The sequence below is a fragment of the Actinomyces sp. ZJ308 genome (assembly GCF_011752065.1).
Taxonomy (GTDB): Bacteria; Actinomycetota; Actinomycetes; order Actinomycetales; family Actinomycetaceae; genus Actinomyces.
In genome coordinates this window covers 65,259-88,501 of sequence record NZ_JAAIJY010000010.1, presented here as the reverse complement: position 1 = coordinate 88,501, position 23,243 = coordinate 65,259, and the positions used below count along the sequence as shown (strand labels likewise).

Here is a 23,243-nt window from a genome sequence, read left to right as displayed (position 1 = left end):
TTCTTTTTGTTTTTTGGACATTGTTTTAAGGGCTGTGTTTTTGGGGTGGGTCCGCCAACCTGGTTGACGGACCCACCACTCTCTCAAACTCTCCATTCCGAGGGACCTCGCAGGAGATGGCCTGACGACTGCTTGCTAGTGCTGCTGCCTATCCAATGGAATCCGACAGCTTGCCCAGATCTTGCGTCATTCCATCGCAGAACCAGCGAGTGATAGACGCCGGGTGTGTGATCGCAGTGCCGACCGTAACAGCGGTAGCACCTCGATCGAGGGCCAGTGCAGCCTGGGTCGCATTGTTGATGCGTCCCTCAGCAATGATCGGAACACTGAGCCGGTTAGAAAATTCTTCAACCAGCTCCAGATCAGGTCCCTCTGTGGTCGGGCGTTCACCGGTATAGCCGGCCAAGGTGGTCCCCACGAGATCGGCACCTGCGTCCTGACTGGCCAGGCCGTCATCCAGCGAACCGCAGTCCGCCATGAGGAGAATGTCAGGAAACTGACGTTTCACCTCGGTAACGGTATCCCTGAGCGATCGTCCATCTGGACGAGGTCGGCGTGTGCCGTCAATGGCCACGATGTCGCAGCCAGTTTCGGCCACAGCCAGTGCGTCGTCCAGCGTAGGGGTGATGTAGACGCCTCTCTGACCGACCTTCACCAGGCCTATGATGGGGACCTGAAGTAGCGGTCGCGCTAGGCGCAGGTCCTCCAGGCCCTTAAGACGTACGCCTGCGGCCCCGCCGCGGACCACTGACTGAGCGATCTGTACCATGGTATTCGGGTGGAGCATAGGTTCTCCCGAATAAGCCTGACATGAAACGATGAGTCTTCCGCGAAGAGCCTCAACGATGTCAATCATGTGTTTCTCCAGCCGTCGATGATCTCAGTCAACCTTCTTAGGACTAGCTCTCTTGCTCGTTCCGCGATTTTCGGTCCGCTGAGCCCGAGAACTCCGTGACATGTTCCGGGAAGTAGAACCATCTCGGTGGGGACGTTCGCTTCCGTCAAGGCTCTTCCAAAAGCAAGATCTTCGTCCATGAGTGGATCGCATTGATTGGCGAGAAGGAATGTCGGTGGAAAACCTGAGAGATCTCCCTCCCTTGCTGGTGCTGCATGGGGTGTCGGTTCATGGTCTCCAAGATAAGCTTTCCATGATGCGGTTGCATTAGGTAAATCCCAGACGGCTGTGCTGGTAGCGTCTCGCATTGAGGGGGTGTTCAGGCGATCATCAAGAACTGGTTCAATGAGAAAGGCATGGTCAGGCATAGTGGCTTTGGTGTCCCGGCAGTGCAGGATGAGGCCTGCGGCTAGGTTTCCTCCTGCGGAGTCGCCGTAAACGATGCGTCTCACATCGGGATACTGAGAAACAACCCAGTTCCAGGCGGTAGCGCAGTCCTCAAGGGGAAGAGGGAACGGTGACTCAGGAGCGAGCCGATAGTTCGGGCTCACAACTGTTGCGCCAGTACGTGATGCCAGCATGGCGTTCCATGAGTCGTCGTACTTGGCCTGTCCGGCAACGAATCCTCCGCCATGGATGGATAAAATGACGGAAGTATCTCCATTTTCGGGAGAGTGCACTCGCAGCTCCAGTACTCCTCCCTCGGTCGGAACCGTGAGGACCGTGCGGGTGACTCCCTTAGGAACGGGTGCATCATGATCGAGGATCTCCGCTCCTGCTGCACGCATTGTCTGGGGATCCCAAGTGGTCTGTGGAGGAACCTCGACCACTGCCGCAGCCACTTGAGAGTCAAGAAGACGAGAAGGTGTGAGTGTCATGAGGCGACCTCCTTCAAGAATGAGTCGCACACCGCGTAGAATCTGCCCGGCTGATCCCGCCGGACACAATGGGATGCTCCAGGGACGACAGCTGTCCGGATCGCAGTGTTGTTGAGAGAGTGAATTTTTTCGAGTCCCTTCGCGCCGATGAGCACATCGTCGCCGTCGGAAGTCACCAACAGCGTCGGCATACTCAGTGCCGTGGCGATTTCTTCCCAGGAACTAAGGACGGTGACCTCCCCCGTGCAGACGAAGTTTCGATCGACCTGGATCTTTCCCTGCAACCATGCGCAAGACTCCTCGAGGTCCCAGGCCGGGTAGCTCTTTCGGTTCTCAATCAGTGCTTCACCTGGGTGTTCCGCGATCCACCCCATGCGAGCCGCCAGTGCAGGTGCTTCATTCCTGTAGGAGGCCCTCTGGCTCTCGGATAACCAGGCAGGTTCCTCCAGGACCAGGGCATCGACCAGGTCTGGACGACGGATAGCAACGGCAGATGCGACCGCGCCTCCCATCGAGTGGCCGATCAGGATCCGTGCCGTGCTGTGGTCCCGGTCCTCGAGGAGGGTGATGAGATCCTCCACCATCAGCCCGATCGGGTCGTTCAACTCGTCGAGGGTGAAATGGGGGGAGAGGCCGTGTCCGCGTGCGTCAATTGACGTGACATCATAACCGTCTCTCCAGTGTCGGTGCTCGCCAGCAAGTGATGCGGCGTTGTCAGTGACACCGTGAGTGAGGAGGAGCTGAGGTGCTTCAGGTCTGGTAGTGCGTATGCAAGCGATTCCAATTGCGTTTGTCATGCTTCTCTCCTGACGTACTCGCGCTCAATGTCCTCAAGAGTCTTACCCTGCGTCTCAGGAATAACCTTGAGTGCGAAGACGGCCAAGAGCGCCGTTGCTACAGCGTAGATCCCGAAGGTGCCCACGCCACCGAGTGCCTCGAAGAGGCTGAGGAAGGTCAATGAGACGATGAAGCTCAGCGTCCAGTTCACTCCGGTGGTCAGGCTCATAGCGGTGGCACGGATTCTTAGTGGATAGAGCTCGGAGGGAATGATGAAGACAACGATGTCCAGGCCGACGGCGACGGCAGCGATGTAGAGGAAGATACAGGCGACGCCGATGAAGGAGGTGGCGCCGGACTTGATACCCCCCATAAGGAGCAAGGCGAAGATAGCCAAGCAGATCGCTTGTCCTGCGGCTCCCGCCGCAAGCAGCTTGGTGCGGCCGATCTTGTCGACCAGACCCATGCCGATGACCGTGAAGATAAGATTGATGACTCCAACACCCACTGTGGCCAGAAGAGCCGAGGAGGCACCGAGGCCAGCGCTTTCGAAGATGGATGGCGCGTAGTAGACCACGGCGTTGACGCCGGTAAGCTGTCCCAGGATCTGCAAGCCAACGCCTGCGATCAGTACGTGACGCAGTCGAGGATCGAGCAGCGCCTTCCACCCATCGGACTGGCTGCTCTGGTCATTGGATCGAATGTCCTCGAGTTCTTTCTGGACTTCTTCCGGAGTGCGGAACTTCTCCAGCACTTGCCGCGCCTTATCGGCACGACCGTTGATAGCGAGCCAGCGAGGTGACTCTGCCAGGCTGAAGACACCGATGCCCAGGAGAAGAGAGGGGACCACGGCCAGACCTATCATCCATCGCCAGTCCTGGTTGATTCCGGCAAGAGCGTAGTTGGATAGATAAGCGAACATAATGCCGGAGACGATCATCAGCTGGTTCAGGCTGACGAGCCTACCTCGCAGATCTGCGGGGGCGAGTTCGGAGATGAACACGGGGACGATGCTGGAGGCGCACCCCACTGCCAGGCCAAGGATGACTCTGGAGACCACCATGATCGGTACTGATGTCGAGAAGGCGGCCATCAATGAACCGAGGACGAATACTACGGAGGCTGCTAGGAGGACGGGGCGGCGTCCGAACTTATCGGACAGACGCCCCGAGGACATTGCTCCGAGTGCGGCGCCGACAGTGAGGGAGGAGACGACGACGCCTGAGGTGAAGGGCGTAAGTCCGAAGTAATCGGTCATTGCGGGTAACGCTCCGGAGATGACTCCGGTGTCGTAGCCGAAGAGCAGACCACCCAGTGCGATGATGGACGTGGCCCAGATGACGTGGCCGTTTCGGGTTCCAGACGATGCCATTGTCAGGCCTCCATCCCTTCAGCGGGGATCTCCGACGTCACGGAGTCCAGGGCGAATGCAGCAGCGCCCAATAGCGCTGCATGAGATCCGCGGGTCGCGGTGGTGATGGGTGTATCGGCAACGACGTCCATGGCGTCATGGGCGACGCCTTGTCTCAGTGCATCGAGCCACCCGCTGTAGGCCTCGGTGACGCCTCCTGCAAGAGTGACTAAGTCAACGTCGATGGTGTTGAGCAGGCTGCCGATGACTTTGCCAGTCGCGAATCCAGCGATGCGGTAGGCCTCCTGCGCGGCGGTGTTTCCTGCTTCTGCGGCTTTTGCCAGGCTTTTGCCGTCCTTTGTTGCCTCATCGCCGGCATTCAGCCTGGCTGCGATACGCAGGATCCCAGGCCCCGAGGCTAGCCCTTCAATGTGCCCGGTGCGTCCGCAAGTGCACTCCAGATCTTCGGCCTCACTGACGCCGATGTGCCCGATGTGCCCTGCTGCGCCGTGAGATCCTTGCAGGAGGTGTCCGTCGGTCACGATGCTGCCGCCTATCCCAGTGCCGACGGCGACCATCATCATTGAGCGGTGGTCACGGCCGGCTCCGAAGAGAGCCTCGCCCAGGCCATGTGCGTGGGCATCGTTCAACGCTCGGAACGGAACTGAGAACTCGGCGGTGAAAGGCTCTGCCAGGTTCGCACCTTTCCATCCGGGGATGGTCTCGGTGGCATGAGTCACGACGCCGAGGGTGGAGTCGATGACTCCGCCTGCGGACATGCCCACGGCTTCAAGGCGCGTGTCCGGATGGGTCGCAAGTACGTCCTTAGCCACTCGGACGGCTGCTGCAAGGACGCCGCCGCTGCCGTCTGATGTGACGGTCGGTGTCGTCGAAGTCTCGATGATCTCAGCGTCGTTCCTGCTGATACGCACCAGGGCTGCGTTGATCTTGGTGCCGCCGATGTCTAGTGCGATGACGTCGTGTGGGATGCTGTGATCGCCCTGATGCAGTGGGGACTGCATGAAACTCACTCTCCTTTGAGCTGGTCCAATCCGCGGGGTCAGAGGGCAAGATCTCGCGGTTACTAGGTCTTAGGGCCTAGCAAGTCACCATATGGTAATCTACTTAACCATAGGGTGATTGGCTCGATGGTACACCCGTCCTAGAGTGGTTGTGAACAACTTGTTTAAAGCTGGAGGGGTCCGTGCATAAGTATGAGCTCATCCGTGAGGCGATCTCGGAGATGGCGGTTGAGGCTGGCCCTGGGGTGCAGCTTCCCACTGAGAAGGAGCTGGCCCGGCGATTCGGTGCGTCGACGATGACGGTGCGTCGTGCCCTGCAAATTCTTACGGAGAGCGGTCAACTATATGGCGTTCCTGGGAAAGGCACCTTTGTGGCGCGTTCTCGTGTGACAAAGATGGCGCGACTGTCAACCTCGTTCACCGAGGCGCTGCAAGCATCCGGGCGGCAAGCGGGTAGTCGGCTGGTTTCAGCCAGTCTGCGGCCTCCTGTGGATGAGGTGGAGCGCGAGTTCTTTGACATCAATGAAAGCGGCTTCGTGGCCGAAGTGCGGCGTGTGCGATTGGGGGACGGGGTGCCTATCGGGTTCGAGGTTGCGGTCCTTAATGCGGCAATCCTGCCTCAGATTCTTGGGTGTGACCTGACTGGGTCGCTGTATGAGTTGATTGAGCGGCACTATGAGCTAGAGATTGAGCGCACTGGTATCGTCGTGTCCTCTCGACTCCCCAGTGCGTCTGAGGCGGAACTGCTCGAGGTGGCGCCCGCTGCTCCATGTCTGCAGACTATTGTCACTGCACAGGTCTCGGGCGGGCAAAATCTTGAGCGTACGGTGGCGCTCTACCGTGGCGATATGTATGAACTAGCCATATGAGTTTGGTTGTTAAGGTGGGGGCTGGAAGTGGTGAACGTTAAAGTGTCTGCAGCCCTTGGTTGCAAACAGGTCTGCGTTTGAGTGTTGCTTTGCTAGTCTCTGCAAGAGTGGCGATTGATGCTCAAGCGCTGTCGGCGGCGTGCGCCCGGTTCGGTGTTGCTCGACTGCGTATTTTCGGCTCAGTGCTGACCGATCGTTTCGATCCCCACGCCAGCGACATCGATTTTCTTGTTGACTTCCAAGCAGGGCGTGAGGATCGATTTGCCGATTTCTTCGGTCTGCGGGATGAGCTGACGAGGATCTTCGGCAGGAAGATTGACCTGATCGTTGCGGAGTCGGTTAAGAATCCTTATTTCAAGGCGTCGATGTTGCAGAATGTAGAGGACGTCTATGCAGCCTGATGTTTCAGTCGGTGGCGAGTCGGTCCGCTGACTCACGGATCACCGCCGTTGCCTCCTCGAGGAAGGTGACCAGCTGATCGACCTGGGGAGCGGGCCAGGCCTGAACCAGCGCAGTCAGTCGCTCGTTCGCAGGACGGAACACCGTGGCCAGCCGGTCCGCACTGGCCACCTGAATGGTGAAGGACCGCAAGTCCTTCTTGTTGGGGCGGCGTTCGATCCATCCGTTGTGGCTCAATCGCCTCAGGACGCTGGCCATCGTGGTCGTTGCCATCCTCGTGCGACGAGCCAGCGCGGTCGGTGTTTGCGGGCCCTCCCGGTGCAGAATGTCCAGGACGGCCAGGTCGCTCTCATTGAGCCCCAGTCGGCCTGCAACGGCGCGGTTGCTGGCGGCCAGCTCGCTGTTCATGACGCGCAGCGCCCGAATCAGGCGCTGATCGTGAAGCGGTTGCCCCACATGACCCTCCTCTTGCAGCGCGGTCCTCGCTGTCGACGCCAAGCACTTGTCGGCGCACGCTGACAACGAGCTTGCCGTTCACGTGACCCTCGGCTGGCGGCGACCTGCACGGCGAGAGAGCCCACGCCGCCGGCGGCGGCGCTGATGACGACGACGTCGTCGGCCTGCAAGTCCAGTCGCCTGAACGCCCCGCAGGTGGTTTGCGCGGCGACCCCCAGCGACGCCGCCACCTCGAACTCCTCCAGAACATCGGGGCCGCCGAACCTCTGGTGCTGAAGCATCCGACTCATGGGACTCTCCTGGGCTCGCTTCTCCGCAGTGAAGGCGCTCCGCCGTGAGGATGCCTGAGGTGACCTTCACTGAACACCGTACGCAGTTAGTACGAAATTCGAACTAGATCGATCGATCCTGGGAAACCACTGAGATAAGTGGCCTGCATCATGGCACTACTGGTGCCTGGTTCAGTGCAGGACGAACCGGCAGAATGATGAGAATCCGCGCTCTGTCCGACAAGACGTGCCCAGCTGCTGCGCAGGGACAGTGGTGGCCGCGTTCGGTTCCGTCGCTCAAGCTGCTCCGCGTACTTTCGTCCTCTACCGCGAACGGAGTCATTCATGACCAGGGTTCTCGTCATCGGTTCCACCGGCCAGGTCGGCCGCGTCGTCGTCGAGGAGGCGCTCAGTCGCGGTTTCACCGTCCGTGCCCAGAGTCGCAACGCCGCCCGTGCCGAGCGCTCGCCGCCCGCGGGCGTCGAGGTCGTCGAGGCCTCCCCGGTCTCGGCCGATGACCTGCGTCCGATCGTGCGCGACGTCGACGCCGTCGTTCTGACCCACGGGGGCGACATGGACGGGGACGGGAGCAGCTTCTACGCCGCCATTCCCGCTCTTCTCGACGCGCTGGGCGACAACGACGCTCATATCAGCCTCATGACCGCCATGAACACGAGCCACTCCTCGGGGCCGAGCCACTACGGCTTCATTGAGTGGAAGCGACGCGCCGAGCGCCTCCTGCGCGTCTCAGGCCGCCCCTACACGATCGTGCGGCCCGGCTGGTTCGACTACCAGGGACCGGAGGACCAGCGCATCGACCTTCGCCAGGGCGATCTCGTCACCGGCCGGCCCGGCGTGGACCGCCGCCACATCGCCCAGGTCCTCCTGGAGGCCGTCACCAACCCCTCCGGGGCTCGCCGCACGGTCGAGATCTTCTCCGCCGCCGGTTCCCCCGTCACCGACTTCGAGGCGCTCTTCGCCTCCACCCGAGCCGATGAGGCCGGCGCGCTCGACGGCGTGCTCGACACGAACAACGTGCCCCTGGCTGATGAGCCCGAGCGCGTCCAGGCCGACGTCGCCCGCTTCTCCGGCTGACTGACCCGCCAGAGGAAACCAACGACAGAGAACTGAGGATCAGCATGACCACTCTCTTAGAGCACAAGGAAGCCATCCGCGAGGTCATCGACCTCTTCGCCATCCTGGAGATCGACGTGGCCGAACAGGCCAAGCTCTTCACTGCGGACGCTCACGTCGAGGTCTACGCCGCCGACGGCTCCCTCATGATGGAGTTCGACGGACGGGACAAGCTCGTCGAGCTCTTCGGCGGAGCCATGGCTGCGGTCAAGACCGCCTACCACTTCAACGGCCAGCAGGTCATCACCGTCGACGGCGACACCGCCACCGACATTCACTACGGCAAGGCCCTTCTGGTTCAGGAGCAGGACGGCAAGGACGTCCTGACGGACCACAGCATCAGGTACACCGACACCCTTGTGCTGACGGACGGCAAGTGGCTCATCAGCCGCCGCGAGCAGCACTTCGTCATCAGCGAGACCCGACCGCTCTGAAACACTCTGAAAACTGGAGATCACCGATATGTCGCAACCCACTGCGCGCCGTTCCTTCATCGCCCTGTCCTCAGCCGCAGCCCTTGCGGCCATCGGCGGGTGCTCGATCCTGGGACGGGAGGACGAGTCGGACACGCCTCGCGGGAAGACCTCCCAGGTCGCCGTCGCAACCGACTCCTCACGCATGATCGTCGTCTACTTCTCCGTCCCTGAGACGGACAAGACGACCGGTCTGACCGAGGAGGAGGAGAACTCCGTCATCGTGGTGGACGGTCAGGCCCTGGGCAACACCCAGTACGTCGCCCAGCTCATCGCCCAGGACACCAGGGCGCAGACGGCACGGATCGAGACGGTTGAGGCCTACCCGCTGGACCACCAGCAGCTCATCGACAAGGCGCGGAAGGAGCAGGACGACAAAGCGCGCCCGCAGATCCAGCAGCTGCCGGACATGAGCAGCTACGACACGATCTTCCTGGGCTACCCCATCTGGTGGTCCGACATCCCGATGCCCCTGTACACCTTCCTGGAGCAGACGGACTTGAAGGGCAAGACCATCATCCCCTTCTCCACCCACGGTGGCTCCGGACTATCCGGGACCCCTGAGGCCATTGCCGGCGCCGCCTCGGGCGCCACGGTGAGTGACCACGCCCTGTCCATCTCACGCGACCAGATGGACGGCGCGCCCCAGGCCGTCACCTCCTGGCTGTCGGAACTGGGGCTGTGACGAGGACTGCCGCCGGCGACTCCCAGCCGACACCGTCGCCGCAGCCCGACGCCGACACCCGGCTGCGCTGGAGGCATCTGCTGGCTCGCCTGACACTGTGGGGCGTGGCCGTCCTGCTTCCTCTGCCCCTGGTGGCCGCCTACGGAAGCCAGGCCGTGGGCCCGCTGGTCATGCGCCAGGAGGTTGCCCTCGGGATCATCGCCTACGTCTGGTGGCTGCTGGCCATCGTGCTGTCCCTGAGGTGGAGGTGGCTGGAGCGTCGGGTGGGACTCGCCTCCATCTACGGCCTGCACGGGATGCTGGGGCTGGCCGCCCTGGTCCTGGCCTGGCTGCACCAACGTTCCACCTACGGGGTCGACCCGCTCGGGGCCCGGCTGGGGATATGGGCCTGGTACCTGTCGATCGCGACGGTGTCCCTGGCGGTGTTCTTCCTGTCGGGGTGGATCGTCGACCACGTCCCCGGGGCCGCGAGGCTGCGCTCCTGGCTGGAGCATCTGCTGCCCCACGGCCTGGGGGTGTGGCTCCACCGGATCAACCTCGTCATCGTGGTGATGGTCCTGGTTCACGCCCATCTCCTCGTTCGGCTGCGCGGCGGGTACGTGGGCTTTCTCCTCCTGCTCGACGTCGTCACCGCGGCGGTCCTCATCGCCTGGGCGTGGTGGGCCTGGCGGCGACGCCGGCCCCGAGCCACCGTCGTGGTCAACGAGGGTCTCAACCCCGACCTGCGCAGGCTCGTGCTCGCCCCGGATGCTCCGATGAGCCGGCTGGAGCCGGGCGATGTCGTCTTCATCAAGGTGGTCCCGCGCTCCTGGGGTGCGGCGCTGGCACGCCTGTGGCGTCAAGGGACGCCCGGGGACTGGCACCCCTTCTCGGTGACCGGTGCCGATCCCGAGCGCTTGAGCTTCCTCATACGCCAGCTCGGAGACTTCACCCGCTCCCTGTCGGAGCTTCCTGTCGGTGCGCGTGTGGCGATGCAGGGACCCTACGGGCGCTTCGGCCGTATCGCCGAGGCCGGCGGTGATCGTCCGCTCGTCCTGGTGGGGATGGGGGCGGGCAATGCGCCGCTTCTCAGCATGATCGAGACCTACGCGCGCCGTCGGCCGGTGCACCTCCTGTGGAGCGTGCGTCCCGTCGATCGTGAGGCCGCCACGGCTCTGGTCGCGCCCTACCGGGATGATGCCCGCGTCACGGTGCAAGAACGCCGCTTCACCGAAGACGACCTGACCCGGATCCTGCAGGACCGTGAGACGGCCCTCGGGCAGTTCTTCATCGTCGGTCCTCCCCGGGCAGTCATCGCGATGCGTCGTACGCTCCACCGGGTCGGGGTTCCACGCGCTCATCTCCATGACGAGCGCCTGACCATGTGACGAGACGGGGCGAGGGCCAGGGGCTTGATCTACGAGGCCTCGTGTGAGCCCTCGTTGGTGGCCTGCCGGTAGCGGCGTGAGGCGTCCGTGACCCGGCTGATCAGGGCGGCCAAGGTCCTCAGATCCCTCTCGCCGATCTCCTGGCCGACGGCGTCGGCCCAGGCGTGCTGCTGCGTGGCCAGCGCCGCGACTGCTCGCCTTCCCCTGGCCGTCAGACCGAGCAGGTTCTGGCCGCGTCGCCCGGGGTTGGGCCGCCAGTGCGCCCAACCCCGGGCGACGACGTCGTTCGCGACCCGTTGAACGCTCTGCCGGCTCAGCCCCAGGCCCACCCGGCGCGCGATCTCGGCGACCGGCAGCGGCTCGTCCAGGACGGCGCCCAGCACCCGCCACCGGGCGGGGGTCAGCTCATGAGGCGCCGTGATCGCCGCGGCCGCCTCCAGAAACTCCCCGTTGAGTGCGAAGACGGGAAGGACCAGGGCTGTCAGAGCATCACCTTCAGGCGTTCTGCCAGGCACTGGTCGCCTCCATCAGAGCCGCGTAGTGCTTCTCGTCGCCACTGAGGAACAGCTCCTCCCAGGCATCGGCCATCGAGATGGGCACGAGTCCGGTGACCCGCATGACCTCAGCGGTGAAGGGGACGGCGTGGATGCCCGAGGCTGTCGTCACGCCCCGGTCGGTCACCACTGGAGCCTCCACGTAGCGCGCCCCGCCGAGGTATCCGGTGGACTCAAGGTACGAGGCCGCATTCGAGGTGTGCCGACGCTCATCCAGGAAGCCGGCGCGGGCCAGCAGGAGCGTGGCGCCGCAGATCGCCGCCACCGGAACCCCTCTGCCTGTGAGACGCTCGACAGCCTCGATGAGCCGCTCGTGCCCGGAGGCGTAGTGGTCCCCTCCGGGGATGACCAGGGCGGCGAGCGAGCCGTCGCCGGTGAGCGCCTCCAGGTCATCGAGATCGGCCTCCGGCGTGAGCGGCAGGTTCCCGAGGGTGCGCACCGGCTCCAGACCGTCGCCCACGAGCAGCAGCCGGAACCGCCCGGGCTTGAGCCTCTCCGCACCGGCGAGCTGAGTAGTGAGGTAGGCGTACTCCCAGTCCGCCATGGTCTCAGTCGTGTACAGGGCGATGGTCCGCATCTCGGCTCCTCCTCGGCCGTCGGTCGTGGTCCATTGATCGCAGATGACAACATACTGTCAATATCGACAGTGTGCTGTCAATAGAGGGGGTGGAGCGGCTGAGTGCGGAACGTGTCGGTGGCCTGGCCTAGGCTTGGCTCCGAGATGAACGCGATGAACTCCCTCTTCGGTGCCCTGCCCATGCCCGGATCCAGCGATCCGGCGACCCCGCCGCCCGAGGCGGCGCTGCCCGCCCTCATTCCCGCCGGCGGGGCCTTCGATGACGACTCCTGGGCCGACGTCGAGGCGCCCGAGGAGGACTGGGGCCCCGAGGACGCCCCGCCGCCCGAGGATGAGGCCGCCGCCACCTCCACCTGGGAGGAGCGCCAGGACGAGGTCGCCGCCCTGGTCGCCCGGGCCCAGGCCAACGCCGCCGCGGCCCGTGCTCGGGCCGGCGAGGCCGCGCCGTCGGGCCGCCCATCCGGTCCTTCCTGGGGCGTGACGGTCTCGGACCCGGCCGAGCTGGTTCGCGGTCTCAATCCCGCCCAGGAGGCCGCCGTCACCCACTCGGGCGCGCCGCTGCTCATCATCGCCGGGGCCGGATCGGGCAAGACCCGGGTCCTGACCCACCGCATCGCCCACCTCATCGCCACCGGTCGCGCCCGCCCCGGCGAGATCCTGGCCATCACCTTCACCAACAAGGCCGCCGCGGAGATGCGCGAGCGCGTCACCGCCCTGGTGGGGCCCGCCGGCGAGCGCATGTGGGTCTCCACCTTCCACTCCGCCTGCGTGCGCATCCTGCGCCGAGAGCACGAGGCCGCCGGCCTGCGCTCCACCTTCTCCATCTACGACGCCGCCGACTCCACCCGCCTCATCACCCTCATCGTGCGCGAGCTGGGCATCGACCCCAAGCGCTTCACCCCCAAGACCTTCGCCCACCGCATCTCCGACCTCAAGAACGAGCTCATCACCCCGGCCCAGTTCGCCGAGAGGGCCGTCACCTCCAACCCCCTCGAGCGCCACCTGGCCGAGGTCTACCGCGCCTACGCCGAGCGCCTGAGCGCCGCCAACGCCCTGGACTTCGACGACATCATCATGCGCACCGTCGCCCTGCTCCAGATGCGCCCGGCCGTCGCCGAGATGTACCGGCGCCGCTTCCGCCACATCCTGGTCGACGAGTACCAGGACACCAACCACGCCCAGTACGTCCTCGTGCGCGAGCTCGTCGGCGGGCCCGGCACCTCCGGGGCGGGTTCGGCGCCGGCGCCCGGCGAGCTCACCGTCGTCGGCGACTCCGACCAGTCCATCTACGCCTTCCGCGGCGCCACCATCCGCAACATCGAGGAGTTCGAGCAGGACTACCCGACGGCGCGCACCATCCTGCTGGAGCAGAACTACCGCTCCACCCAGAACATCCTCTCGGCCGCCAATGCCGTCATCTCCCGCAACAGCGGACGGCGCGAGAAGAACCTGTGGACCGCCGCCGGCGACGGCGCTCCCATCACCGGCTACGTCGCCGACTCCGAGCACGACGAGGCCCGCTGGATCAGCCAGGAGGTCGACCGCCTGGCCGACGAGCACGGCGTGCGCCCCCGCGACGTCGCCGTCTTCTACCGCACCAACGCCCAGTCCCGCGCCCTCGAAGAGGCCTTCATACGCTCCGGCCAGCCCTACAAGGTCATCGGCGGCACCCGCTTCTACGACCGCCGCGAGATCAAGGACGCCATCGCCTACCTGCGCGCCGTCGACAACCCCGATGACGACGTCAACCTGCGCCGCATCCTCAACGTCCCCAAACGGGGCCTGGGGGACAAGGCCGAGGGCGCCCTGGCCGAGCACGCCGCCCGCTACGCCGTCTCCTTCGGACAGGCCGTCGCCGACGCCGCCGGAGCCCCTCGCGAGGCGCAGGCCAACGGGGGCGACGCGGACGGGCAGGCCCCGTCCTCCACTGAGGCCGGCGAGCCGCCCGAGGTTGAGGGACTGACCACTCGGGCCCGCAACCAGGTGCGCGGCTTCCACGAGCTGCTCACCACCCTGCGGCACATGGTCACCGCCGGCGACGGCGTCGCCGACGTCCTGGACTCCGCCCTGGACGCCTCCGGCTACCTCTCCGAGCTGCGCGCCAGCGACGACCCCCAGGACGCCACCCGCGTGGAGAACCTCGCCGAGCTCCACTCCGTGGCCAGCGACTTCCAGGCCGCCAACCCCGACGGCACCCTGGCCGACTTCCTCGAACGCGTCTCGCTCGTGGCCGACTCCGATCAGCTCCCGCCCAGCGCCGACCTGGAGGACGAGGAGGCCCGGCGGGCCGAGGAGCAGGGCCGGATCACCCTCATGACCGTCCACACCGCCAAGGGCCTGGAGTTCCCGGTCGTCTTCGTCACCGGCATGGAGGACGGCACCTTCCCGCACACCCGCTCCCTGACAGAGGAGACCGAGCTCGCCGAGGAGCGACGCCTGGCCTACGTGGCCCTCACCCGCGCCCGCGAGCGCCTCTACCTCACCCGCGCCGCCGTGCGCTCGGCCTGGGGCACCGCCAACGCCATGCCCGCCTCCCGCTTCCTCGACGACGTCCCGGACGAGACCATCGACTGGAAGCGCCTGGCCTCCTCCATGGAGGCGCTGCGCGGCGGCGGCACCGGCTGGGGGAGCAGCTGGGGTGAGGGCGGCTTCGGCTCGGGTGGGCGGCGCTCGGGAGGAGAGCGACGGGACTCCTACTCCGGCGGCTACGCCGACGACGATGACTTCGCCCCACCGGTCGGAGGAGGTGCTAAGCGCTCGGGCAAGCTGGGACGCGTCGAGACCGCCCAGGACCGGGCCGCCAAGCGAGCCTCGGCCCGCCTCGAGGCCCGCGGCAAGCAGGGGGTCGCCTCTCCGGTCGGCGGGGCAGGCAGAGCGGGCTCCACCGAGGACCTGCCCGCCGCCGTGGCCGGGCTGAAGGCCGGGGACCAGGTGCGTCACGACTCCTACGGGGTGGGCACCGTCGTCGGGCTGGAGGGCAAGGGGCGATCCCTGACCGCCCGCGTCGAGTTCGTCATCGACGGCGCCCCCGCCACCAAGCGCCTCATCCTGCGCTACGCCCCCGTGACCAAGATCTGACCGTCCAGGCTCCCGTATCCGGGATCTCCCTGAGTGCAGGACCAGGGACGGTTCCTCCCGGTGGGGGAGGCGCGGCCACCGGCGGGGAGGGCACACTGCGGCCATGAGCAGTGTGGTTCCTCCTCCGGCTTCTACAGCAGAAGCACGGCCTCGTCACCTTCTGGACCGACTCGTTCCGGTCAGTCCCCAGTGGCGCATTCCTCCGCGAAAGGCGGAGCGCCTCGGTTGGCTCCAGTTCCTTCTGGGGATCCTGCTCGCCTTCGTCGTCCAGCTCCTTGCTGGAGCCCTCGCGCTGATCACCGGTTTCACGCGGTTCAAGGCGGGCGGCGGCACGGAGGTTCTGCCGGGCTCCATGCTCGTCATGGCGATCGCCGGGGCGCCACTGGCCCTGCTCGGGTACTGGCTGCTGGTGCGCTTCGTCGGCGGGCGACCCGTTATCGAGCTCGGTGGGCGCCGGGCGGCGCTGCGCGAGCTCGCCGTCGGGCTGGCCATCGGGGCGCTGCTCATGTGCGCCGTCATCGCGGTCCTGGTCCTGCTCGGCTCCTACCAGGTGGTGGACATCGGCTGGAGCGCGGGGATCCTGACCGGTCTCGGCGCCGGAGTCCATGCCGGGTTCGTTGAGGAGATCGTCGCCCGTGGGGTGCTGCTGCGCATCCTCGAAGGATGGCTGGGGACCTGGTGGGCGCTGGGCATCACCGCCGCGCTCTTCGGTGCAGCCCACCTCGGCAACCCGCATGCCACGGCCTTCGGTGCCGTGGCGATCATGCTGGAGGCGGGCATCCTGCTGGGCGCCTGCTACCTGCTGACCCGACGCCTGTGGCTGGCGATCGGGGTGCACATCGCCTGGAACTTCGTCCAGGGCGGCATCTTCGGCTCCGACATCTCCGGCATCGGGACAGGGCGCGGGCTCATCGAGGCCCGCTTCACCGGCCCCGACCTGCTCACCGGCGGGACCATGGGGATCGAGGGCTCCCTCGTCGCGATCGTGCTGTGCACGGCCGCCGGTGTGGCCATGCTGGTGGCGGTGCGCCGGCGCGGACTCATCGTCCCGCCCCGCTGGCGGCGCCCGGCGGGCGACAGTGCCGTCGAGCGCCGCGGCCGGTGACGACCCGCCCGGGTCACCTGCAGGTCGGTACCAGGCGCACGGCCCGTCGCTCGGCCCGGAAGTCGTTGACCGGTGCGTCGGAGGCGTATCCCAGGGCGAAGCCGGTGATGAGACGGTAGTCGGCCGGCGCCTCGAACTCGGCATCGAAGGGGCGGCGCCAGGTGGCCAGGACGCCGAGAGGACAGGAGTCGACGCCGTGGGCCTTGGCGGACAGGAACAGGGTCTGGAGCATGATCCCGGCGTCGAGCGCGGCGAAAGGCATGAGGCCCTTGTGGACCAGGACGAAGCCGATGATCGGGGCGCCGAAGGCCTCGCAATTGCGTCGGGTGGCCGCGTCGCGGGCATCGCGGTCCTGCCGGGCGATACCCATATGCGCGTACAGCTGAGCGCCGACGGCCTGGGAATGGGGGAGCAGGTCCGCAGGGTAGGGCGCCCAGGTCCGGTAGTCGCCGTCGGGCGCCCTGCCGCTCAGAACCAGGCGTGCCATGGCCCCCCGCTTCTTGTGCTGGACGGGAAGAGAGGCGTCGAACTCGGCGAGGTAGGCGGAGCGCAGGCGGTCCGCCCGCTCCCCGCTGGCCAGCGCCAGCATGAAGGGACGCGTATTGGACCAGCTCGGCGCCTGCCGGACATCCTCCAGGATCTCGTCGACGACCTCGGTCGGTACGGGATCCGGTCGGAAGTCCCGTACGGAGTGCCGGGCGGCTGTCAGGTCGGAGAAGGCTTCGGGGTTCACGGTGGTGGCTCCTTGGAGATGCGGTGGGGCCGCGGTCGGGGCGATCGCGGCCAGTCTCGGGTGTGACGCGGGGTCGCACGCAAGCATGGCGAACGACGCCGGGGCCGAAGGTGTCGAGTCGCCCATTCGCCGATGAGGTTCTGGGGAAGGGGATTGCATCACAAGACGTAAACGTTTACATTGGTGTTGCCGGCATTGTCCTGACATATCACACTCTCGGGCCGGCGGGTTCTCAACGGAGAGGAAGACACCATGGAACACCCCAAGGACACTCTGCGCGTCGGAGTCATCGGCACCGGCGTCATGGGGGCCGACCACGCCCACAACCTCGCCCGCGGCGTGCGGGGCGCCTCGCTCGCCGCCGTCGCCGACGCCGACGTCGACCGGGCCACGACCCTCGCTGCCGAGGTCGGGGCCGATCAGGTCTTTGCCGACGGCACCGAGATGATCGGCTCCGGGGCTGTGGACGCCGTCATCATCGCCGTCCCCGACCCCTTCCACGCCGACCTCATCCATGCCGGCCTCGACGCCGGGCTACCCGTCCTGTGCGAGAAGCCCCTGACCCCCACGGTGGACGAGGCCGTCCGCATCATCAGAAAGCACGACGCCCTGACGCGCCCCCTCCTGACCGTCGGTTTCATGCGCCGCTTCGACCCCGGCTACCTCGCCATGCGCAGGAGGATCGCCTCCGGCAGCGAGGGAGCCCTGCTCATGACTCACTCCTGCCACCGCAACGTCGAGGCCTACCCCGGTCAGGACTCCTCCGCCACGGTCACCAACTCCGCCGTCCACGAGATCGACGTCCTGCCCTGGCTCGCCGGCAGCCCCATCACCGAGGTCCAGTGGCTCTCCGGGCGGCCCTCCTCCCTCATCGACGAGCGCATCGACCCCCAGCTCCTCCTCATGCGCTCGGCCGACGGCGTCCTGCACACCGTCGAGCTCCAAGTCCATGCCCAGTACGGCTACGACGTGCGCTGCGAGCTCGTCTGCGAGCGCGGCAGCATCGAGATGCCTCCCGTCCCCGCCCTCATCGAGGCCGAGGAGTACATCGTCTCCACCGACCTGAGCCGGCGCTCGGCCTACCCCGCCGACTGGCGTCCCCGCTTCGCGGCCGCCTACCGGGCCGAGCTCGCCGCCTGGGTCGAGGCCTCCCTGAACGGGACCATCCCCGAGGAGGCCGCCACCGCCCGGGACTCCCTGCGCACCACGATCGTCGCCGAGGCCCTCGTGCGTTCCATGAACGAGGACGGCGCCCGCATCCAGGTCCCCTCCATCGAGTCCGTCATGGGCGAGGAGGACTGAGCCATGGAACTCGGACTCGTCACGGACTCCCTGGCCTCCCTGCCCTTCGAGGAGATGCTCGATACGGCCGCCGGGCTCGGCATCTCCGCGATCGAGCTGCCCACCGGCGGCTGGTCCTCGGCGCCTCACTGCGACGTGCGCGGCCTGCTCGCCGACGCCGCCGCCCGCGACAGGTTCACCGGCGCGATCGCCGAGCGCGGCCTGCGCATCAGCGCCCTCAACATCAACGGCAACCAGCTCCACCCCGTCATCGGGAAGAAGATCGACGGGCTCGTCCACTCCACCGTGGACCTCGCCTCGCTGCTCGGCGTGGGCACCGTCGTCCTCATGTCAGGCCTTCCCGGCGGGGCCCCGGGGGAGAGGACCCCCAACTGGGTGACCACCTCATGGCCTCCCGAGACCCAGGAGGTCCTGGCCTACCAGTGGGAGGAGGTCGCCATCCCCTACTGGAAGGACCTGGCCGCCTACGGCCGGGAGCGGGGCGTGCGCTTCGCCGTCGAGATGCACGGCAACCAGCTCGTCTACAACACGGCCACCCTGCTGCGCCTGCGCGAGGAGGTCGGCGACGTCGTCGGCGCCAACCTGGACCCCTCCCACCCCATGTGGATGGGGGCCGACCCGATCGCCATGGTCGGTGAGCTCACCGGAGCGGTCCACAACGTCCACGCCAAGGACACCCGCGTCAACGAGCGGATCACGGCGGTCAACGGCCGTCTTGACACCCAGAGCGTCGATCGGGCCTCGACCCGTTCCTGGAACTACGTCACCCTCGGGCTCGGTCACGAGGGCGGGCGCCAGTTCTGGGGACGCCTCTTCTCCGACCTGCGCGCCTGCGGCTACGACGGCGTGCTGGCCATCGAGCACGAGGACGTCCTCTACGACGCCGTCGAGGCCCTGGCCTCCACCGTCGCCCTCATGGGCGAGGTCATGCCGGTGGCCGAGCCCAGCTGGAAGCCGCAGGACGTGTAGGGGTCAGCGGGGCGCCGTCGAGTCCCGCACCATGAGCTCGACCGGAAGGACGACGTCCTCGACCTCCCGACCCTCCAGGAGCGACATGGCGGAGTCGACGCCGCGTCGTCCCATCTCCCGCGCCCGTTGGCGCACCGTGGTCAGCGTGGGCGTCACGAGCGCCGCCCAGGGGATGTCGTCGAAGCCGCACACGGCGACGTCGTCGGGTACCGCCAGTCCGCGGCGACGCAGCTCGCGCACGAGCGTGATCGCCAGCAGGTCATCGCCCGCGAAGAAGGCGTCGATGCCCGCCACGTCGTCGATGATGGCGCCGGCCTGGGCGATCGCGTCACCGGTGCGCCTGAGGGCCCGTGCCACCGCCCGCTCGGGGACCTCGATCCCCAGCTCCGCCGCCCGGCGTCTGAAGGCGTTGATGCGTTCCACCGACGTCGGCATCCCCTCGGGGGCGCCGACGACGGCGGCGCGCGCGCACCCCAGGGAGGCGAAGTGCTCGGCGACCAGCTCTCCGCCGCGCACGTTGTCACTGCTGACCCGGGCCGCCGCGTCGCCGTCGATGGCCTCATCGAGCAGGACGACCGGTGGCCGCCCGCCCCTGCTCGCGGGCACGTCCGTGAGCAGAACCGGTGTGAAGGGGGCGCACAGGACGGCGGCCACGTCTAGGGACAGGGCGTCGGCGAGGTAGGCGCGCTCGCGGGATGGGTCGAGGTTGGCGTTGCGCAGCACCACCGCCAGGTCGTGGTCGGCGGCTCGCTCCTCAACCCCCACGACGAGCTCGGTGTAGAAGGGGTTCGTCACGTCCGGGATGAGCAGAACGATCGTCGAGGAGCGGCCCGAGCGCAGCGCTGCGGCGGAGCGGTTGGGCCTGTAGCCCAGCTCCTCGATCGCCGCGTGCACGCGCTGGGCCGTCGTCGCCGACACGGCTCGCTTGCCGGACAGGACATAGCTGACCGTCGCCGTGGACACACCGGCCAGCGCCGCGACCTCCTTCAGGCCGGGCTTACGCGGGTGCGCCGTGCTCATGGGCCCGAGCCTACCGGCATGGCCGGCGCCACCGATCCGGGCGCCGCCTGGTCGGCCTTGACCGGGATCGTGGCGCGGGTGTGGTGGGCGCGCAGCCAGGCCCGGTTGGCCTGTGAGGAGTAGGCCTTGTCGGCCAGTACCTCCCACTGCGCATCGGTGAGGTCATGACGGCGCCCAGCGCCTGCGTCTGTCCTGGGCGACTGAGGCCACCGGCTCGGTCACGAGATGACTTGACACCAGCCGTGATTTCCCGGAGGCCTCACCCGCGCCGCCGCCCTCCCCACATTTCGCAACACGGACTGAGCCCGATGTCCACAGAAATGACATTGGATGCCCGACGACGTTGATGCTGGTTTGAAAACCGCGTGATTCCGCGGTTTTAGTCGGCGAGTGGGCGGCTCGTGCGGACTAATGTCATTTCTGTGGACACTCGCCACGGGGAGCCCAGCGCCCAGGACACACTGACGCAGCCGAAGAAGGTCCGCCACAGCATCATGGCGATGACGATCGCCCGCGACGCCCCGTCATCTCAGCGGCTCCTCACATCGCATCGGCCACGGCACTGCATCGCGGTCATACCTCGGGGCTCGCGTTCGAGGGGTAGAGATACGAACACGCGGACACCTCACCCCAGTTTCGCAACAGCCCCTAGTGCCTGGGGCCGAAGGTGGAGTCGTCCAGCCGGCGCAGGACGCGGGCCGGGCTGCCCACCGCCAGGCTGTCGGCGGGAATGTCCTTGGTGACCACCGAGCCCGCGCCGATGACGCAGTTGTCCCCGATGGTCACGCCGGGGCAGACGATCACCCCGCCGCCCAGCCACACGTTGTCGCCGATCGTGATGGGGTCGGCCGCCTCCAGGGAGCAGGCCCGCGGCGTCGGCTCCAGGGGGTGGACCGGGGTGAGCAGCTGGACATTGGGGCCGATCTGGCAGTGCGCGCCGATACGGATCTCCACCACATCCAGGGCCACGAGCCCGTAGTTGGCGAAGGTCCCCTCACCCACGGTGATGTTGTCCCCGTAGTCCACGCGCACCGGCGGCAGGAGGCGGGCCTTGTCACCCAGACCCGGGATCGCCGAGCGCAGCAGGTCCCAGCAGTCCTCCTCGCCCTCGGCGAAGGCCCGCTCGAAGCGGTAGAGCATCTTGCGGGCGTGCGCAGCGATCCTGGCACTGTCCGGGTCATCGGCGACGTACCAGTCGCCGGCGAGCATGCGCTCGCGGTTGGTGCGGTCATCGCCGACGAAGTACGGCTCGGCCTCGGGGAAACGCGGGGTGGGGTTCTCACTCATGGCTCGACGGTACCGCGATCGTCGTGGTTCCGGGGCTCACGGCCCCGACTCACCGGTTGTTCCAGGCCTGGCGGGCATGGTCCACGAGCTCGCCCATCCCGGTGTCGCCCAGCTTCGGGGTGATGGCACTGGCCTGAGGGCGGCCATTGCCACCCAGCGCGCTCACGCGTTTCGCCGCGGCTCGGGTGACCATCGACTCCATGGTCCTTTGGGCCTTCTGGGCTGCGGCAGCGTCTCCCCTGCGCAGTGCCAGGACGAGGTCGACAGCGGCCAGGTCCGCGCTGGCCCAGTTCGAGGTGGCATCGATCCACGGCTTGGTGTCGCTGTAGAAACCGCGCACCTTGACCGAGGCCAAGGTGCTGGGGGCGTCCTTCAGCAGCCGCAGGCGCGTGCGCAACGTGGCCGCCTTGGCCTCGATGTCCGCGTCGTCGTCTCCGTCGAGGGCCCAGATGAAGGCGTAGACGTCGTTCCAGGTGTCGGAGGCCTGCCAGCCGGTGAACTCCCACTGCTCGTGCACGTCGACGAAGGCCTGCATCGCCTCCCACGCGGGCCCCGAGCTCGCGCCCACGATCTGGATCATCGCCGCCTCCCTCGTGGCCCGGGCATCATGGCCCGTCGGGTTCCATGCGAAGCTCGCGTACTCGGCCACGGCCAGGCGGGAGGCGTAGGGCTGGATCATCGGGTTGGTGGTGATCCCCGTGACCGCAGTGGCCAGGTCGGTGCTTCGGGCCGGCATCGCCCCCAGGAACAGGCGAGCCTGGTTCTCCCCGTCATTGGTGGGGAAGTTGTCCCAGATGACCAGCCTGCTCGTGCCGTAGGCCGCAGCGGCCTGGGAGGCCTGCTCGGTGGTGATGGAGTCGGTGACGATTCCCCTCCCCGTCCACTGCACGGAGACGGCCGGGTCGAGCTCCCGCCCCAGAGTGGACTTGTAAGCCGTCTTGTCCATACCCGTGTACTGGGTCGGCGCCATCCACAGGTCTGGTAGTCCCTTGGGCTTGAGATACTCCCGCTGGATGCGGTTCAGGAAGTGGGCCTGCGCCTGGGCCAGAGCCGCCTTGTCCCCGGAGGCCGTGAACTGCGCCGTGTCGGAGTCGCAGGTGAAGTCCCCGGAGATGTCGTCGAAGGCGACGTAGAAGCTCGTGATCCCGATGCCGCGCAGCTGCTCGAAGGCACCTGTGGCCGCGGCGTAGTCCTCCGGGGAGGAGTAGCAGATGTCCTCTCCCGGGGAGAGCGTGACCACAAGGTTGACCTGCGCCGCCCTGGCCGTCTGGGAGAGTTGTTTCAACCGAGTCAGGTCGGAGGCCGGATAGCGCTCGCGCCACCTGGCCCGCAGGTACGGGTCGTCCTTGGGGGCGTAGACATAGGTGTTCATGCGCTGACTGCCCATGTAGGACAGCATGTCCATGCGTGCCCGGTGACTCCAGGGGATGCCGTAGAAGCCCTCGACCACGCCGCGTACCCGCATGGTCGGCCAGTCCGTGATGGTTGCGCCGGTGACCTTGCCGTCCACCGTGATCTGCCTGAGCGTCGTCATCGCGTGAAAGGCGCCGGAGGCGTCGTTTCCCAGGGCGATGACGGAGGGTGCGCCCGCCGACGAGGTCGTCAGGGCGTAGCCCTCGCTCTGAGCGGGAACGGACAGGGACGCCGGACGATACCGGGAGGCGTTGCCGTCATTGGTGCCGACGACGATCCTCGCCCTTCCCCGCCGGGTGACCACCTTGCCCCCGGCGGAGGCGACGATGGCGGTGGCAGTCTTGACGACGTCGTCACCCGCATGGTCCCCGACCTTGACGATCTCCACCGTCCCGGTCAGGTCCACCGTCGGCCCCGTCCACTGAACCGACTGGGGCGTTGGTGTCAGGGTCGGGGTGCCCGGTGCTGCTGCCGCGGTGGGCGCTGGTATCGAGACGACAAGACCGAGGACCAGTCCGACGAGGAGTGCTGGGATCGTGAGGGACCGAGGACGAGATGAGGAGGGGGATGCTCCCGAAATGACCATGGGGCCATTATTCATTAACGACACTTAATCTGGTTACGTTTAAA

The 23,243-nt window shown here is 66.6% G+C and carries 22 protein-coding genes and 1 pseudogene; 10 read left to right on the top strand and 13 right to left on the bottom strand.

Features of this window, described 5'->3' with window-relative positions:
* Positions 1 to 148: 148 nt before the first annotated feature.
* The 5 genes from HCR68_RS06465 to HCR68_RS06445 are packed head-to-tail and all read right to left on the bottom strand — an operon-like array spanning position 149 to position 4,923.
* Entirely contained in the window at positions 149 to 856 is a 708-nt protein-coding gene (locus HCR68_RS06465) for an N-acetylmannosamine-6-phosphate 2-epimerase (RefSeq protein WP_167147805.1), read from the bottom strand.
* Positions 853 to 1,773 carry an alpha/beta hydrolase gene (locus HCR68_RS06460; protein ID WP_167147802.1) on the bottom strand — a complete coding sequence of 307 codons (921 nt, stop codon included), beginning with the start codon at positions 1,771 to 1,773 and terminating at the stop codon, positions 853 to 855. Before HCR68_RS06460 ends, HCR68_RS06465 begins: the two co-directional genes overlap by 4 nt.
* On the bottom strand, positions 1,770 to 2,570 hold the full coding sequence (locus HCR68_RS06455) for an alpha/beta hydrolase (RefSeq protein ID WP_167147799.1): 801 nt from the start codon (positions 2,568 to 2,570) through the stop codon (positions 1,770 to 1,772). Before HCR68_RS06455 ends, HCR68_RS06460 begins: the two co-directional genes overlap by 4 nt.
* Positions 2,567 to 3,922 carry a sugar porter family MFS transporter gene (locus tag HCR68_RS06450; protein WP_167147796.1) on the bottom strand — a complete coding sequence of 452 codons (1,356 nt, stop codon included), beginning with the start codon at positions 3,920 to 3,922 and terminating at the stop codon, positions 2,567 to 2,569. The genes HCR68_RS06455 and HCR68_RS06450 overlap by 4 nt, the downstream gene beginning before the upstream one ends.
* Before the next feature lie 2 nt (positions 3,923 to 3,924).
* Positions 3,925 to 4,923 (bottom strand): ROK family protein, encoded by a 999-nt coding sequence (locus tag HCR68_RS06445; protein WP_167147793.1) that lies wholly within the window; start codon positions 4,921 to 4,923, stop codon positions 3,925 to 3,927.
* A 182-nt stretch (positions 4,924 to 5,105) separates the two neighbouring features.
* Between HCR68_RS06445 and HCR68_RS06440 the strand changes: the two genes are divergently transcribed.
* Both HCR68_RS06440 and HCR68_RS06435 read left to right on the top strand, forming a co-directional pair.
* Positions 5,106 to 5,792: a GntR family transcriptional regulator gene (locus HCR68_RS06440; protein WP_167147790.1), complete on the top strand. Its 687-nt coding sequence runs from the start codon at positions 5,106 to 5,108 to the stop codon at positions 5,790 to 5,792.
* Between the two features lie 107 nt (positions 5,793 to 5,899).
* Positions 5,900 to 6,193, top strand: coding sequence for a nucleotidyltransferase domain-containing protein (locus tag HCR68_RS06435; protein WP_167147787.1), 294 nt, complete (start codon positions 5,900 to 5,902; stop codon positions 6,191 to 6,193).
* 4 nt (positions 6,194 to 6,197) lie between these two features.
* Here HCR68_RS06435 and HCR68_RS06430 read toward each other — a convergent pair whose 3' ends face one another.
* Both HCR68_RS06430 and HCR68_RS06425 read right to left on the bottom strand, forming a co-directional pair.
* Positions 6,198 to 6,647 carry a MarR family transcriptional regulator gene (locus HCR68_RS06430; protein ID WP_243858968.1) on the bottom strand — a complete coding sequence of 150 codons (450 nt, stop codon included), beginning with the start codon at positions 6,645 to 6,647 and terminating at the stop codon, positions 6,198 to 6,200.
* An 83-nt stretch (positions 6,648 to 6,730) separates the two neighbouring features.
* A pseudogene (locus HCR68_RS06425) lies at positions 6,731 to 6,874 on the bottom strand (NADP-dependent oxidoreductase); the annotation flags it as partial.
* 387 nt (positions 6,875 to 7,261) lie between these two features.
* Here HCR68_RS06425 and HCR68_RS06420 point away from each other — a divergent pair.
* From HCR68_RS06420 to HCR68_RS06405, 4 genes are read left to right on the top strand one after another with little or no spacing between them, the layout of a single operon-like run.
* Positions 7,262 to 8,011 (top strand): NAD(P)H-binding protein, encoded by a 750-nt coding sequence (locus tag HCR68_RS06420; RefSeq protein ID WP_167147785.1) that lies wholly within the window; start codon positions 7,262 to 7,264, stop codon positions 8,009 to 8,011.
* A gap of 44 nt (positions 8,012 to 8,055) precedes the next feature.
* The gene (locus tag HCR68_RS06415; protein WP_167147782.1) at positions 8,056 to 8,484 is read left to right on the top strand and encodes a nuclear transport factor 2 family protein; all 429 of its coding nucleotides are present in this window, start codon (positions 8,056 to 8,058) and stop codon (positions 8,482 to 8,484) included.
* 28 nt (positions 8,485 to 8,512) lie between these two features.
* Positions 8,513 to 9,208, top strand: coding sequence for a flavodoxin (locus HCR68_RS06410; protein WP_167147779.1), 696 nt, complete (start codon positions 8,513 to 8,515; stop codon positions 9,206 to 9,208).
* A complete protein-coding gene (locus HCR68_RS06405) occupies positions 9,205 to 10,575 on the top strand; it encodes a ferric reductase (protein WP_167147776.1) in 1,371 nt (456 codons plus the stop codon). The genes HCR68_RS06410 and HCR68_RS06405 overlap by 4 nt, the downstream gene beginning before the upstream one ends.
* 29 nt (positions 10,576 to 10,604) lie before the next feature.
* On the opposite strand, the gene HCR68_RS06400 is transcribed toward HCR68_RS06405, so the two are convergent.
* Both HCR68_RS06400 and HCR68_RS06395 read right to left on the bottom strand, forming a co-directional pair.
* Positions 10,605 to 11,090, bottom strand: coding sequence for a MarR family transcriptional regulator (locus tag HCR68_RS06400; protein WP_167147772.1), 486 nt, complete (start codon positions 11,088 to 11,090; stop codon positions 10,605 to 10,607).
* Complete coding sequence (locus HCR68_RS06395; protein WP_167147770.1) at positions 11,071 to 11,706, bottom strand: DJ-1/PfpI family protein; 636 nt, start codon at positions 11,704 to 11,706, stop codon at positions 11,071 to 11,073. Before HCR68_RS06395 ends, HCR68_RS06400 begins: the two co-directional genes overlap by 20 nt.
* A 144-nt stretch (positions 11,707 to 11,850) precedes the next feature.
* On the opposite strand from HCR68_RS06395, the gene HCR68_RS06390 reads away from it, so the two are divergent.
* Both HCR68_RS06390 and HCR68_RS06385 read left to right on the top strand, forming a co-directional pair.
* The gene (locus tag HCR68_RS06390; RefSeq protein WP_167147768.1) at positions 11,851 to 14,784 is read left to right on the top strand and encodes a UvrD-helicase domain-containing protein; all 2,934 of its coding nucleotides are present in this window, start codon (positions 11,851 to 11,853) and stop codon (positions 14,782 to 14,784) included.
* A 103-nt stretch (positions 14,785 to 14,887) separates the two neighbouring features.
* Complete coding sequence (locus tag HCR68_RS06385) at positions 14,888 to 15,889, top strand: type II CAAX endopeptidase family protein (protein WP_167147765.1); 1,002 nt, start codon at positions 14,888 to 14,890, stop codon at positions 15,887 to 15,889.
* Positions 15,890 to 15,902: 13 nt separating this feature from the next.
* Here the strand turns inward: HCR68_RS06385 and HCR68_RS06380 are convergent, their stop codons facing one another.
* Positions 15,903 to 16,622: a nitroreductase family protein gene (locus HCR68_RS06380; RefSeq protein WP_167147762.1), complete on the bottom strand. Its 720-nt coding sequence runs from the start codon at positions 16,620 to 16,622 to the stop codon at positions 15,903 to 15,905.
* 252 nt (positions 16,623 to 16,874) lie between these two features.
* Here HCR68_RS06380 and HCR68_RS06375 point away from each other — a divergent pair, with 252 nt between their 5' ends.
* Entirely contained in the window at positions 16,875 to 17,924 is a 1,050-nt protein-coding gene (locus HCR68_RS06375; RefSeq protein ID WP_167147760.1) for a Gfo/Idh/MocA family oxidoreductase, read from the top strand.
* 3 nt (positions 17,925 to 17,927) lie between these two features.
* Positions 17,928 to 18,893 (top strand): sugar phosphate isomerase/epimerase, encoded by a 966-nt coding sequence (locus HCR68_RS06370; protein WP_167147757.1) that lies wholly within the window; start codon positions 17,928 to 17,930, stop codon positions 18,891 to 18,893.
* Between the two features lie 3 nt (positions 18,894 to 18,896).
* On the opposite strand, the gene HCR68_RS06365 is transcribed toward HCR68_RS06370, so the two are convergent.
* The 3 genes from HCR68_RS06365 to HCR68_RS06355 form a co-directional block, all read right to left on the bottom strand.
* A complete protein-coding gene (locus tag HCR68_RS06365) occupies positions 18,897 to 19,913 on the bottom strand; it encodes a LacI family DNA-binding transcriptional regulator (protein ID WP_167147755.1) in 1,017 nt (338 codons plus the stop codon).
* Positions 19,914 to 20,561: 648 nt separating this feature from the next.
* On the bottom strand, positions 20,562 to 21,200 hold the full coding sequence (locus HCR68_RS06360) for a sugar O-acetyltransferase (protein ID WP_167147752.1): 639 nt from the start codon (positions 21,198 to 21,200) through the stop codon (positions 20,562 to 20,564).
* Between the two features lie 49 nt (positions 21,201 to 21,249).
* The gene (locus HCR68_RS06355) at positions 21,250 to 23,199 is read right to left on the bottom strand and encodes a beta-N-acetylglucosaminidase domain-containing protein (protein WP_167147749.1); all 1,950 of its coding nucleotides are present in this window, start codon (positions 23,197 to 23,199) and stop codon (positions 21,250 to 21,252) included.
* Positions 23,200 to 23,243: the final 44 nt, after the last annotated feature.

Coding starts and splice junctions, on each gene's coding strand:
- HCR68_RS06390 (WP_167147768.1), top strand. CDS start 11,851: ATGAACGCGATGAACTCCCTCTTCGGTGCCCTGCCCATGCCCGGATCC.
- HCR68_RS06360 (WP_167147752.1), bottom strand. CDS start 21,200: ATGAGTGAGAACCCCACCCCGCGTTTCCCCGAGGCCGAGCCGTACTTC.
- HCR68_RS06365 (WP_167147755.1), bottom strand. CDS start 19,913: ATGAGCACGGCGCACCCGCGTAAGCCCGGCCTGAAGGAGGTCGCGGCG.
- HCR68_RS06415 (WP_167147782.1), top strand. CDS start 8,056: ATGACCACTCTCTTAGAGCACAAGGAAGCCATCCGCGAGGTCATCGAC.
- HCR68_RS06460 (WP_167147802.1), bottom strand. CDS start 1,773: ATGACACTCACACCTTCTCGTCTTCTTGACTCTCAAGTGGCTGCGGCA.
- HCR68_RS06445 (WP_167147793.1), bottom strand. CDS start 4,923: ATGCAGTCCCCACTGCATCAGGGCGATCACAGCATCCCACACGACGTC.
- HCR68_RS06455 (WP_167147799.1), bottom strand. CDS start 2,570: ATGACAAACGCAATTGGAATCGCTTGCATACGCACTACCAGACCTGAA.
- HCR68_RS06375 (WP_167147760.1), top strand. CDS start 16,875: ATGGAACACCCCAAGGACACTCTGCGCGTCGGAGTCATCGGCACCGGC.
- HCR68_RS06420 (WP_167147785.1), top strand. CDS start 7,262: ATGACCAGGGTTCTCGTCATCGGTTCCACCGGCCAGGTCGGCCGCGTC.
- HCR68_RS06465 (WP_167147805.1), bottom strand. CDS start 856: ATGATTGACATCGTTGAGGCTCTTCGCGGAAGACTCATCGTTTCATGT.
- HCR68_RS06385 (WP_167147765.1), top strand. CDS start 14,888: ATGAGCAGTGTGGTTCCTCCTCCGGCTTCTACAGCAGAAGCACGGCCT.
- HCR68_RS06450 (WP_167147796.1), bottom strand. CDS start 3,922: ATGGCATCGTCTGGAACCCGAAACGGCCACGTCATCTGGGCCACGTCC.
- HCR68_RS06395 (WP_167147770.1), bottom strand. CDS start 11,706: ATGCGGACCATCGCCCTGTACACGACTGAGACCATGGCGGACTGGGAG.
- HCR68_RS06370 (WP_167147757.1), top strand. CDS start 17,928: ATGGAACTCGGACTCGTCACGGACTCCCTGGCCTCCCTGCCCTTCGAG.
- HCR68_RS06410 (WP_167147779.1), top strand. CDS start 8,513: ATGTCGCAACCCACTGCGCGCCGTTCCTTCATCGCCCTGTCCTCAGCC.
- HCR68_RS06355 (WP_167147749.1), bottom strand. CDS start 23,199: ATGGTCATTTCGGGAGCATCCCCCTCCTCATCTCGTCCTCGGTCCCTC.